This window comes from Microbacterium album, assembly GCF_014643695.1.
GTDB lineage: Bacteria > Actinomycetota > Actinomycetes > Actinomycetales > Microbacteriaceae > Microbacterium > Microbacterium album.
This window is the reverse complement of the sequence record NZ_BMJY01000022.1, coordinates 1-12,033: the sequence shown is the minus strand read 5'-3', so window position 1 is coordinate 12,033 and position 12,033 is coordinate 1. Positions and strand designations below refer to the sequence as shown.

Below are 12,033 nucleotides of genomic sequence, written 5' to 3'. Positions count from 1 at the left end.
GCCCCTTCGTGCGCCCCACACGCTCCCTCCCCCTCGTCCTCCTCACCGCGACGGTGGCGCTCTCGGCATGTGCGCCCCTGGAACCCTCGGCCTCGGCCGCGAGCGACCGTCTCAGCATCGTCACGACGACCGGCATCCTCGCCGATCTCGCGCGCAACGTCGCGGGCGACCGGGTGGACGTGCACTCGCTGGTGCCGGAGCACGGCGACCCGCACAGCTACGAGCCGTCCCTGCGCGATGTGCGCGAGATCGTTTACGCCGACGTGGCGTTCTCGAACTACCTGATGCTCGAGGAGCAGAGCATCATCAAGGCGCTCGACACCAATCTGCGCGACGGGGTGCCGAACATCTCGCTCGCCGAGGAAGCGGTCAAGTACGCCGCGGAGATCATCCCGCTCGTCGAGGACATGTCGCTCGACACCATCTGGCTCGGGCTGCGCGTCGCCGGCGATGGCGCTCACCACGGCGCCGACCGCACCTCGGACGTCCTGCTGTCGGCGACGGGGGTCGATGGCCCGGGTGACCTCATCGCCTACCTCACCGGCAGCTTCGGCGACATCGACACGTACTTCGACTCCTCCGACGGCTTCGACGCCGCGCGAGGGTACCGGGACGACACGGTCACCATCCCCCCGGACGCGCACACGCACCTGAGCTGGGCGTTCACCGCGCCCGGCTATTACACGCTGGACGTCCAGGGGAAGCTGCAGGTCGCACCCGACCAGAGGCCCATCGACATCGCGACGGGGCAACTGGTGTTCGCGGTGGGCGTGGACCCGTACCGGGCCCCCGGCCGAAGCGGCGCGACGGTGCTCAGCGCGGGGCACGCTGACGTCACGCTGAACCTCGACGACGGCGTCTTCGAGCTGCTCCTGGACCACGAGCACGGCACCTCGGACGTCCACCAGGAGTTCTTCGCCGTGGAGGACGTGGTCGTCGAGGTGCCGAACAACGCGCTGCACGAGATCCCGGGCGACCCGGCGTACCGCTTCCTCGGGCGGGCCGGGGAACCGGTCTACCAGCTGCCGCAAGCCGTGCTCGGAAAGCACGTGCACGGAGAGATCGACCCGCACCTGTGGCAGAACGTGCGCAACGCCATGTCGTACGTCGAGATCATCCGCGACACGCTGATCGAGGTGGACCCGGCGGGGGGCCAGGAGTATGCCCGCAACGCGACGGCCTATCTCCGTGAGCTCGCCGCGCTGGATCAGGAGGTGCGCGACACGATCGCCGAGGTGCCGCGCGACCGCCGCACGCTCGTCACCACGCACGACGCCTTCGCCTACCTTGCGCGCGCCTACGACCTGTCGATCTCCGGCTTCGTGACGCCGAACCCCGCCGCCGAGCCGTCGCTGGCCGACCGGAAGCGCCTGACCCAGACCATCCGCAACCTCGAGGTCCCCGCGGTGTTCCTCGAGCCCAACCTCGCCGCCCGTTCCTCCACTCTCGTCGAGGTGGCCAGGGAGCAGGGCGTCGGCGTGTGCCCCATCCACGGCGACGCCTTCAGCGAAGAGGTCACCACGTACGTGGAGATGCTGCGCTTCAACGCGCGTTCGATCCGCGATTGCCTCGCACCCGTCAAGGAGAACGAATGAGCCCCCGTCCCCGCAGCCTCCGGCGATCCCTGCTCGCCGCCGTCGCCCTCGCCGTCCTCGTACCCGCCGGCGCCGCGGTCGCCGACACGGGCGACGACGGACTGGGCCAGGTGATCGACCCGAACCAGGCCCAGGGCACCGGTCAGGTCGTGCTCGACCGCGGCCACATCGACTTCGGGCCCACGCTCAACACCGGCGAGTGGATCATCCAGATCCATGACGACACCAGCACTCCCACGTACTGGCGACACCTCAGGGACGTCGTGGCGAGGGTGAGCGACGCGGCCAAGCGACCGATCCCCGACAACGAGCAGTACGCCTTCCTCGGCCAGGAACCGGGCAAGGAGGTGTGGGTGATCCCGCAGACCCAGGAGCCGGACGTCATCTGGACCGGCTGGAACACCCAGGAGCCGAACGTGCTGGACAACCTCAATCTCGGCGCGACCCTGCGGGTCCTCGGCGTCGACGGGCCCGGCGACGTGACGGTGTACCTGCAGAGCGGGAACTTCGGCGATCCGCAGCCGCTGTGGTCGACGCTCCAGCCGTTCCCGCAGGAGGCGTGGATCGAGGTCAACGTCCACACGCACGCGAACTGGGTCTTCAGCGAACCCGGGATCTACCTCGTCGAGATCGAGTTCGCCGGAGAGCTCCGCGACGGCACATCGGTCTCTGCCCGCGACTCGCTGCGCTTCGCCGTCGGCGACGAGACGCCCGCCGAGGACGCTTTCGCCGCGACCTTCGACGACAGCCAGCTGGAGGAGCAGCCGGCCGGGCCGGAGGATGTCGAGGACACCGCGGCATCCGCACCGGAGGACACTGAGCCCGCCGCGGGCCTGGGCGCGATCGTCGGGATGGTCGTGGGGATCGTGGCGGCCGTGCTCCTGATCGCGATCGTCGCGGTGATCGTGGCCACCAACCGCGCGAAGGCCCGTGCCCGCGCGGCCCGGAGCGGGGACGACCAGCGATGAGCCCCTCCACCGCACCCGCGCTCCAGGTCAGCGGTCTCAGCGTGCAGCTCGGGGGACGTCGCGTGCTCCGCGACGTGAACCTGCGGATCGACACCGGCGAGTTCGTCGGCATCATCGGGCCGAACGGCGCCGGCAAGACGACGCTCCTGCGCTCCGTGCTCGGCACGATCCGCACCGAGCGCGGCGACGTGCGCATCGACGGCGAGAGCCCAGCGCGAGCGCGAGCGCGCGTCGGGTATGTGCCCCAACGGCACGAGTTCGCCTGGGACTTCCCGATCACGGTGGAGGACACCGTCATGACGGGCAGGACCGCGCGCATCGGGTGGCTCCGCCGGCCGGGCCAGCGCGATTTCGAGGCCGTCGCCGAGGCGCTCGAACGCGTGCACATGGATCACCTCGCGGCCCGCCCCGTCGGAGAGCTCTCGGGCGGACAGCGACAGCGCGTGCTCGTCGCGCGTGCCCTGGCGCTCCGGCCTTGCCTGCTGCTCCTCGACGAACCCTTCACGGGCCTGGACATGCCGACGCAGGAGCTGCTCATGGAGCTGTTCGCGGAGCTCTCGCGCGAGGACAAGGCGGTGGTGATGACCACGCACGACCTCATCGGTGCGCTGCACGACTGCTCGCGCCTGTGCCTGGTGAACCGCACGATCGTCGCGGACGCGGCACCGGAGCAGCTGACTGATCCCGCGATCTGGATGGAGACGTTCAACGTGAAGGCCACCAACCCGCTCCTGAGGACGATCGGAGTGGCCGCCTGATGCTCAGCCCGATCGATTTCATCCAGGACCTGATGAACCCGGACCTGCGCTTCCTGCCCAAGGCGCTCGTCATTGCCGTGATGTCGAGCATCGTGTGCGGCGTGGTCGGGTGCTACGTGGTGCTGCGCGGCATGGCCTTCATCGGCGATGCCGTCGCCCACGCCGTCTTCCCCGGGCTCGCGGTCGCCTTCGTCATCCAGGGCAACCTCGTGCTGGGCGGCGCCGTGGCCGGAGTGCTGACCGCCATCCTCGTCGCCGTGTTCTCGCAGAACCGGCGCATCAAGGAGGACAGCATCATCGGCGTGTTCTTCGTGGCGGCATTCGCCCTCGGCATCGTGATCATCTCCCGCGCTCCGGGATACGCCGGTTCCTTGCAGCAATTCCTGTTCGGCTCGATCACGGGCATCCCGGACGAGGACATCTTCACCGTGGCGATCACGGGTCTCGTGCTGCTGATCGTCGCCTTCCTGTTCCACAAGGAGTTCGTCTCCGTCACGCTGGACCGCGAGATGGCCCGCTCCACGGGCATTCCCGTCTTCGCGCTCGACCTCGTGCTGTACGTGATGGTGGCTGTGGCGATCGTCATCTCGATCCAGACGATCGGCAACATCCTCGTGCTGGCCCTGCTCATCACGCCGGCCGCCGCCGCCCGACTGCTCACCGACCGTCTCGCGATGATGATGCTGCTCGGCCCGATCATCGGCGGCGGATCCGCGCTCGTCGGGCTGTACCTGTCGTGGAGCCTCGATCTGCCGGTCGGCGGCACGATCGTCCTGATCGCGACGCTCGTGTTCCTGCTGGCCTGGTTCCTCGCCCCGCGCCACGGGCTGCTGATCCGCTACCTCCGCCGCCGGGCCCGGCCCATCGAGGGCGAGGACGACGAGGACCACAGCGACCGGGGCGCCCTCGCGCCTGCCACCCCCGTCCTGGAGAGCGCACTGCGATGACCCGACCGTTCACGCGTATGAGAAGCGCCGCCCGTGCGGGCGTCGCGTTCGTGGCCCTGCTCGTCCTGACCGCGGCGCCGCTCCCGGCGTCCGCCACGAACGGACCCGCGGGGGCTCCGAGTGACGTCGAAACCGCCGTCTCGGGGACGCCCGCCCCGGCGGCGACGGACGCACCCGATCCGCTGCCGACGCCGACCCCGCCTGGCGAGGAGACGCCAGAGCCCGAGCCGAGGGATACACCGCCGCCCGTTCCGGAGCCCTCGTCCACTGCGAGTCCCGCCCCCGAGCCGTCGGCGACCCCGAGCGCGTCTCCGACACCCTCCCCGACGTCCTCCCCGAGCCCCGGCCCGACGCCGACGCTGCCGTCGCATCCGCCGGGCCAGGCCGCCGGCCCCGCACCCCCCAGCTCGCAGAAGCGTGTCGTGGAGAACATCCACACGGACACCGTCTCCGCGTACCTGGACGGCTCCACGTTCGTGCTGTCGAGCAAGGCCGACTTCGACGCGAACGGCGACGGCGTCGTCGACGTCGGCACGCGGATCGATCCGCGGGAGACGCTCTTCCATCTCTCGGACGTCGGGCGCGTGGAGCTGCCCGCCGATCCGGCGTTCCGGTTCATCGGGGCGCCCGGGCAGACCGTATGGCTCGCTCCGCAGATCCAGAATCACGCGTTGATCTGGCCCGGCTTCAGCACGGAGGATCCGAACCTGCGCGGAAAGGTCGACGGGAACCGCCTCACTGTGCGGCTCGTCGGCGCGGAGGGTCCCGGGGACGTCGAGCTGTTCCTCGGCACGGGCTCCCCCGAGCGCACCTTCAGCTCGCGGACCAGTCTGCCGCCATGGACGATCGGCGTGCCGCAGCACGTCCACATGAACTGGGCGTTCAGCCGGCCCGGCACCTACCGGCTGACCTTCGAGATGAGCGGCACCGTCGACGGGCGGCAGCAGACGGCCCGCAACGACTATGTCTTCGTCGTCGGCGATCTCGCCGCGCACACCCGCGAGACGTCGACGAGCCTCACCGTCGACCGGCGCGAGGCGGCAACCGGCGAGCCCTTCCTGTTCACGGCGCGGGTGTCGCCGTCCGCCGAGGGCGCGATCCAGTTTCGCGACACCACGACCAACGTCGTGCTCGGACACACGCCGGTGCGTGACGGACGCGCCTCGTTCCGCGCCGACGCGCTCGTGCCGGGGGAGCATCGGATCGTCGCCGAGTTCGTGCCGACGTGGTCCAACGACTTCACGCGCTCCGCCTCCCCGCCCGTACCCGTCAGCGTGAGCGGCGAGGTCGCGCAGCGGCCGGACGCGGACGACACCCTCCCGGTGTCGGACGTACAGCTCGGCACCGCATCCCCGGGAACCGCGGTTCAGGTCACGACCGGCGGCCGGGTGACCGCGGGCGGCACGGTGGGGCTGCGGATCGGTCCCACGCGGCACGCGGGCGAATGGGTGTCGGTGTGGCTGCACGCTCCCCGTCCGGCGTGGCAGGGATGGGTCCAGGCCGACCTGCGCGGCGCCCTCAGCATCGACATCCCCGCGGGCACGCCCGCCGGGGAGGCGCGCATCGTGGTGAAGGACCGCGAGGGATCGCTCATCGGCTGGGATCGCGTGATGATCGCGCGCCCGGCGAGCGCGGGGGGCGGCGGCTCCGTCCCGCCACCGCCCGCGGGAGGCACCGGTCAGAGCCCCCCGCCCGCGCGCGCCCCCGCCGCCGCGCCACAGCAGTGCACGCCCGGGCTGGTGCTCGACAACGGGCACATCGATGCCTTCAACGTGTCCGCGGCCAACGGGAAGGCCGTGCTGCAGCTGAAGGAGGACGTCACGGGGCACCAGGTGATCCGCGAGGCCGAGACGGTGCTGTTGCGCGTGAAGGAGTCCGCGTTCCGCTCGAACATCCCCGCGGGCACGCCGGGTGCGCCGAGCGGCTACGTGCTGCCCCTCACACAGGACCCGAACCTCATCTGGCCGGGCTGGGACACGAACCGCACCTCGCCCAGCGGGCACACCGACGTCTCGATCCACATCACCGGCGTGGACGGGCCGGGCCGGATCCACCTCTACAGCCAGCAGCCGTTCGGCGGGCTGCGTTCCCTCCTCACCGACGGGGGATACACGCTGCCCGGAACGATCCGCGAGCCGGTGCCGGCCCACACGCACGCCCAGTGGGTGTTCACCGAGAAGGGCATCTACAAGCTGACGGCGCACGCCGTGGCGACCGACCCGCGGACCGGTACGACGCTCACCACCGGGTCTCACACCTACACCTTCCAGGTCGGCGACGTGCCGCTCGGCGACTCCCTGTGCGGGCTCGCCGCGACCGGCGCGGCGGTCGGTGCGGAGGTGCAGGCCGCTGTCGCGGCGGCCGCGGCGGCGGCCATGGCCGCCGACCAGGCCCGTGAGATCGAGGAGGCCGAGGCCCGTGCCGAGGATTCGGACTCGGATAAGGCGAAGGGCGCGCGCGCGGATACCGAGCGCGACGAGGCGGACAGTCCGCTCGCGCTGCTGATCGGCGAGGGCACCGATCCGGTCGCGCTCGGGCTCGTCGTGGGCGGCGGCGTGCTGGCCGTGGCGGGCATCGCCGGGGCGACGGTCTGGTACCTGCGCCGCCTGAGGGCGGCGACGAGCGGCGCGAATGCGGCGAGTGCGTCGTGAGGAGGTGGATTCCGGTGCGCACCCGAGCGGCGCGCCGGATCCGGGCGCGGTCGAGGGCGGCGACGGATTCGACGCGCTCCTCCGCGCCACCGGCGACGCTCCCGCGGACCGCGCGCTCATTCCCGCCGCCCGACAGAAGGGGCGCGGCTGGTTGGCCGGATCCATCGGCGCCGTCCTGGTCGGCGTCGTCGCGATCGCCGCGGGGCCGATGCTCCCTCGCGGCGCTCAGGCGCCGAGCCCCGCCGCGGCGGACGACGCCGTCGCGCCGCCTGCCGCGGTCGCACCGCCCGTGGCGCCATCCCCGTCCGCTGCGGCGGAGTCCAGCCCAGCGCCGCTGCGGATCTCCGAGCTCGTCGACCGGGTCTGGGTCGCCGAGCTGTCGGCGCGCACCGGGATCCCGTTCCGGCCCCTGCGGGCGTATACCGGCGCGGCGGCCCACCTGGCCGTCGAACGGCCCGAGTGCGGGCTGGGCTGGAACACGCTCGCGGCCATCGGCCGCGTCGAGTCCGCGCACGGCACGATCGGGGGCTCCTGGATCGACGCGGACGGCGACGCGGTCGTGCCGATCATCGGCATCGCACTGGACGGTACCGCCAGCGAGGTGATCCGCGACACGGACGGCGGCGCCCTGGACGGGGACTCCGTGTGGGACCGGGCGGTGGGCCCCATGCAGTTCATCCCCTCCACCTGGGCCGAGTGGGGCGCCGACGGCAACGGAGACGGCATGGCCGACCCGCAGAACATCGACGACGCCGCGCTCAGCGCAGCCCGGTACCTCTGTGAGGCGGGCGGCGACCTCACCGTGCCGAGCCGATGGATCGCCGCCATCGCCGCCTACAACGACACGATCGAGTACAACCTGCAGGTCGCCGAGGCGGCGAACCACTACGCCCGGCTGGGCTGATTCTCCATCCCGCGCGGGATTCCGCAACCGCCTTGCCGCGCCCGGCCCGCCCACGTGGACTGGGGACATGGGGGAGCGGTGGGATGCGATCGTGATCGGCGGCGGGATGGCGGGACTGTCGGCCGCGCTCATGCTGGGCAGGGCACGGCGCGCCGTGCTGGTCGTCGATGCGGGACAGCCCCGGAACCGGTTCGCCGCGCACATGCACGGCGTGCTCGGTGCGGAGGGCACGGCGCCGGACGAGCTGCGACGGCGCGGACGCGCCGAGGCGGCGAAGTACGGGGCGCGGTTCCGAGCCGGCCGGGTGGAACGGGTCGACGTCGACCGCGACACGGCGACGGTGCGGACCGAGGACGGGGACGCCCTGCCGGCCCGGGCCGTCGTCGTGGCCTCGGGCATGACCGACCGTCTGCCCGAGGTGGATGGCCTCGGAAGCCGCTGGGGCAAGAGCGTGCTGCACTGCCCGTACTGCCACGGCTGGGAGGTGCGGGACCGGCGCATCGGCGTGCTAGCGACGTCCGAGCTCGCGCTCCATCAGGCGGAGCTCGTGCGGCAGTGGAGCGATCGCGTGGTCTTCTTCGCCGCGGAGCTCGGCACCCTGGAGCCCGACGTGGAACGCCGGCTGCGCGCGCGGGGCGTCGACGTCGTCACGTCGCCCGTCGTCGAGGTCGCCGGCGAGGGCGACGACATCGCGACCGTGCGGACCGCGGACGGGGCCGAGGAAACCGTGGAGGCGATCTTCACGATCCCGCACGCCGAGCCGCACGACGGTTTCTTGTCCCACCTCGGCATCGAGCGCGCCCAGACGCGCATGGGGAGCTTCCTCGCCGTCGACACCGCGGGCAGGACGAGCGTCGATCGCATCTGGGCCGTGGGCAACGTCGTGCGCCCGGCGGCGAACGTCCCCGCCTGCGTCAGCTTCGGCGCGACGACCGGCATCGAGGTCAACATGGCCCTCGTGACGGAGGACTTCGACCGGGCTGCCGGTCGCCGCGCCGACGCCGGTTAGAGGGCCGCCGCGCGCTGCGTCTGCGTGCCTCGAACCATGCCGCGCGGAGGAATCCACGGATTCGGAGGACCGTCGCGGAAACGCTCCGAATTCGTGGATGTCTCCTACGCTGTGGCGCGTCAGTCGCGGGGTGAGGCGGCGGGCTGCAGGCCGGCGGGTGTTTCCTGCAGGAGCGTCAGCTCCGTAACATCCGGCCATCCCGGCAGCTCGTGGACGCCTCGGCCGGCGTCGAACCAGGCGACGTGATCGGCTTCGCTCCAGTCGCTCGCCTCGCTGATCGACAGGCTTCCGAGACGCCCCTCCAGGACGGACAGGTAGACGTCGAAAGTGCGTCCGCCGAGCGCCGAGTAGCGGCCCAGCACCGGGAAGTTCGCGTCTCCCGGTACGGCGCGCGGCAGATCCTCCGGCACGTGGAACCCGATGCCGGGCCAGAAGCTGCCTTCCACCGGCCCCTCGTACAGCACCGCCCGCGCCTGCTCCAGCTGGGCGCGCAGCTCCGGCGCGCCGTATGCGTCGGTGGCCGTCAGCAACGCGGCAGTGAGGGCACGGACATCGTCGGGCAGGTCGATGATCTCCTCCGCGTACTCCTCGTCTGCCGGTCCGTCGGGGGCAGCGTCGGATCCAGCCGCGCGACGTCCGAGCCACCACGACCCGGCGGTAAGGGCCGCCCCGGCCGCCGCCATGAGCAGGCGCGGCCGGCGCAGGCCGTTGCGCTGCAGAGCATCCTGCATGCGGCCGTCCACGGTCTCGGCGGCCTCCGCGACGCCGAGCGTCAGGCCGGCCGCAGCCGCTGTCAGCCCTGCGCGCGTGGCGGGTGCGACCGTCTCCCGCGAGGTGGTGCGCAGATCCGCCCACAGGATCCACGCCGCGACCACGGCGCTCGCCGCGCGGTACGCGAAACGCGCGCCCGGCCGCAGGCTCCGGTGGTCGACGAGTGTGAGCGCCGCGCTGAGGGCGGTGATCGTCGCGCCGTGCGCGACGGTGCGGGAATCGGCGAGGTCGGAGAGGACGCGTCGAGGCGAGAAGGACATGTCCTCACGCTATCCCGCGGGGCTACACGCGCCGAGCCGCGCGGCGGGCGCCCTCGCCGAGGGCTTCGAGCTTCGCCCACGCGATCTGGGGGTGGACGCGGCCCCCGAGGCCGCAGTCCGTCGAGGCGATGACGCGGTCGGGGCCCACGATGCGCGCGAAGCGCTCGATGCGCTGCGCGACGAGATCGGGATGCTCGACCAGGTTCGTCGAGTGGCCCACGACCCCGGGAACCAGCACCAGGTCATCGGGGATCAGCCCGCGCTCGGCCGCGTCCGCCCACTGCTCCCACTCGTGCTCGTGCCGCGCGTTCGCGGCCTCGAACGAGATGGAGCCGACTCGAGCCTGCAGCACGACGGGCAGGATGTGCCTCACCTCGATGTCCGTGACGTGTGGCCCGTGCCACGAGCCCCAGCACAGGTGCAGGCGCAGCCGCTCCTTCGGCAGGCCCTCGATCGCCCGGTTGATCGCCTCCACGCGGATCCGTGTGAACTCCTGGTACTCCTCGATCGTCGGCTCGGGATTGATCTGATCCCAGTTCTCCGCCAGCGACGGGTCGTCGAGCTGCACGATGAGGCCCGCGTCGACGATCGCGCGATACTCCTCCCGCAGAGCATCCGCCCATGCGTCGATGTGCTCCTCGTCGTCCGCGTAGAACTCGTTGCGCACGCGCGCGGCCGATCCGGGCGCGATCGCGGTGAGGAAGCCCTGCTCGCCGTCGCGCAGCGCGGCGGTGAGGTGCGCGATGTCGGAGGCGACGGCATCCTGCCCGCGGTACGCGAGGGGTCCGGTCGTCGTGGGGAACGCGGTCGCGGTGCGTCCGGTCGCGATGCCCGAGTCCGGGTCGGAGTACGCGTCGGCGAACAGGTGGCGGTCACGACGGTCCAGGAAGCTCGTCAGCACGGGCTTGCCCGGCTCGGAGCGTCGAGGCGGCTCGTTGAACACGTTGACCTCGGTGAGCGACAGCCCGTTCACGCGCTGGAACGAGTAGCTCCACCACGCTCCGTAGTCGACCGCACTCGACATGGCCTTGCCGAACTCGCCATCGCCCGGCAGGGTGATGCCCGCCTCACGCTGGCGCTCCACCAGCTCGGCGACGGCTTCCCCGACCAGTGCGTCGAACTCCGGCGTCGATCCGAGCGTGAAGCCGTCCTCCGCGAGCGGACGGGCCGCGTTCGCCTCGATGAGTGCCGCGGTGCGGGGCAGGCTGCCGGATGTCGTGGTCTGGATCTCCGTCACGGGCTCTCCTCTGTCGGATGGGTGCGCCGTTCACGCTAGAGAGGTGCGCGGGCGGCCCGCACATCCTGTTGCACTCCGTGACAAAAGTCCCGATGAAGATAGGTAACCGGGGTAGGCAAGCCGGTCCGCTCGGTCGGGTGGCGTGGATGCGGTTGACGAAGCGTCAGGAACCTGTTCGACTGTCCGCGTGGCAATCCTCTGCGCGGTCCTGATCTTCCTCGGAGCCGGCTTGCAGGCGGCGTCGCTCATCATGACGCTTCGCGCGAACGCGGATGCGACCGTCCCGTTCTGGAGGAACGCCCCGACGATCCCCCGCGGCTCGGTGGCGCTGCGCGCCGCGGGCGCCGGCGCGCTGGTCTTCGGGGCGGCTTACGGCGCGCGCGAGTTCGGATACTGGGGGGCGGTTGTCCTCGTCGCGCTCGTCCTCGTCGGAGCCGCGGCGATCGCCCGACACAACCGGCGCGTCTGCGTTCAGGGAGATCGCTCGCCGCAGTCCCGTGCCGAGGGGGTGTCGGCCATCGGATAGGATGGCCAGGTTGTTCCCGGGTGACGTGTCCGAGCGGCCGAAGGAGCACGATTGGAAGTCGTGTGTACGGTAACCCCGTACCGTGGGTTCAAATCCCACCGTCACCGCCATCCGAAACCCCCGCAGAACCCTTGGAAACACTGGGATCGCGGGGGTTTCGTCGTACGTGCATCAGACATCGTGGTAACACCGTGGGAGGCTTGTCGGCCAAAAAGAGTGGATGGGGTCGGGCGTGTCAGTGGTCGCCGATCCATCCTGAGCGAACCCGTCGCCCCGCAGGGGTGGGGGCCCGTCAGCCGAGGACATCGATGACTCGGCGGCTCTGTGAACCGTCCCCGGTTCTCTGCCGCTCCTATGCGGGTGCCAGCACCGGGTGGGATGGCGTTTCGAGGTCAGCGTAGTAGACG

Annotated in this window: 10 protein-coding genes and 1 tRNA gene; 9 read left to right on the top strand and 2 right to left on the bottom strand. The window is 71.4% G+C overall.

Going from position 1 to position 12,033, the window contains the following annotated elements; all coding sequences use genetic code 11:
* The first annotated feature begins 8 nt into the window (after positions 1-8).
* From IEX37_RS14920 to IEX37_RS14890, 7 genes are all read left to right on the top strand, one after another.
* Entirely contained in the window at positions 9-1,595 is a 1,587-nt protein-coding gene (locus IEX37_RS14920) for an anchored repeat ABC transporter, substrate-binding protein (protein WP_188757168.1), read from the top strand.
* Positions 1,592-2,563: a choice-of-anchor M domain-containing protein gene (locus IEX37_RS14915; RefSeq protein WP_188757167.1), complete on the top strand. Its 972-nt coding sequence runs from the start codon at positions 1,592-1,594 to the stop codon at positions 2,561-2,563. The genes IEX37_RS14920 and IEX37_RS14915 overlap by 4 nt, the downstream gene beginning before the upstream one ends.
* On the top strand, positions 2,560-3,321 hold the full coding sequence (locus tag IEX37_RS14910; protein ID WP_188757166.1) for an anchored repeat-type ABC transporter ATP-binding subunit: 762 nt from the start codon (positions 2,560-2,562) through the stop codon (positions 3,319-3,321). Before IEX37_RS14915 ends, IEX37_RS14910 begins: the two co-directional genes overlap by 4 nt.
* On the top strand, positions 3,321-4,268 hold the full coding sequence (locus IEX37_RS14905; protein ID WP_188757165.1) for an anchored repeat-type ABC transporter permease subunit: 948 nt from the start codon (positions 3,321-3,323) through the stop codon (positions 4,266-4,268). Before IEX37_RS14910 ends, IEX37_RS14905 begins: the two co-directional genes overlap by 1 nt.
* A gap of 422 nt (positions 4,269-4,690) precedes the next feature.
* Positions 4,691-6,919 (top strand): choice-of-anchor M domain-containing protein, encoded by a 2,229-nt coding sequence (locus tag IEX37_RS14900; protein WP_188757164.1) that lies wholly within the window; start codon positions 4,691-4,693, stop codon positions 6,917-6,919.
* A complete protein-coding gene (locus tag IEX37_RS14895; protein WP_229663304.1) occupies positions 6,900-7,823 on the top strand; it encodes a lytic transglycosylase domain-containing protein in 924 nt (307 codons plus the stop codon). Before IEX37_RS14900 ends, IEX37_RS14895 begins: the two co-directional genes overlap by 20 nt.
* A 67-nt stretch (positions 7,824-7,890) precedes the next feature.
* Entirely contained in the window at positions 7,891-8,832 is a 942-nt protein-coding gene (locus IEX37_RS14890) for an NAD(P)/FAD-dependent oxidoreductase (protein ID WP_188757163.1), read from the top strand.
* A gap of 119 nt (positions 8,833-8,951) precedes the next feature.
* Here IEX37_RS14890 and IEX37_RS14885 read toward each other — a convergent pair whose 3' ends face one another.
* Both IEX37_RS14885 and IEX37_RS14880 read right to left on the bottom strand, forming a co-directional pair.
* Positions 8,952-9,863: a hypothetical protein gene (locus IEX37_RS14885; RefSeq protein ID WP_188757162.1), complete on the bottom strand. Its 912-nt coding sequence runs from the start codon at positions 9,861-9,863 to the stop codon at positions 8,952-8,954.
* Between the two features lie 22 nt (positions 9,864-9,885).
* Positions 9,886-11,100 (bottom strand): cobalamin-independent methionine synthase II family protein, encoded by a 1,215-nt coding sequence (locus IEX37_RS14880; protein ID WP_188757161.1) that lies wholly within the window; start codon positions 11,098-11,100, stop codon positions 9,886-9,888.
* Between the two features lie 187 nt (positions 11,101-11,287).
* On the opposite strand from IEX37_RS14880, the gene IEX37_RS14875 reads away from it, so the two are divergent.
* Both IEX37_RS14875 and IEX37_RS14870 read left to right on the top strand, forming a co-directional pair.
* Entirely contained in the window at positions 11,288-11,626 is a 339-nt protein-coding gene (locus IEX37_RS14875; protein ID WP_188757160.1) for a hypothetical protein, read from the top strand.
* Between the two features lie 19 nt (positions 11,627-11,645).
* A tRNA-Ser gene (locus IEX37_RS14870) sits at positions 11,646-11,736 on the top strand.
* The last annotated feature ends 297 nt before the right edge of the window (positions 11,737-12,033 follow it).

Coding starts and splice junctions, on each gene's coding strand:
- IEX37_RS14905 (WP_188757165.1), top strand. CDS start 3,321: ATGCTCAGCCCGATCGATTTCATCCAGGACCTGATGAACCCGGACCTG.
- IEX37_RS14910 (WP_188757166.1), top strand. CDS start 2,560: ATGAGCCCCTCCACCGCACCCGCGCTCCAGGTCAGCGGTCTCAGCGTG.
- IEX37_RS14890 (WP_188757163.1), top strand. CDS start 7,891: ATGGGGGAGCGGTGGGATGCGATCGTGATCGGCGGCGGGATGGCGGGA.
- IEX37_RS14915 (WP_188757167.1), top strand. CDS start 1,592: ATGAGCCCCCGTCCCCGCAGCCTCCGGCGATCCCTGCTCGCCGCCGTC.
- IEX37_RS14895 (WP_229663304.1), top strand. CDS start 6,900: ATGCGGCGAGTGCGTCGTGAGGAGGTGGATTCCGGTGCGCACCCGAGC.
- IEX37_RS14885 (WP_188757162.1), bottom strand. CDS start 9,863: ATGTCCTTCTCGCCTCGACGCGTCCTCTCCGACCTCGCCGATTCCCGC.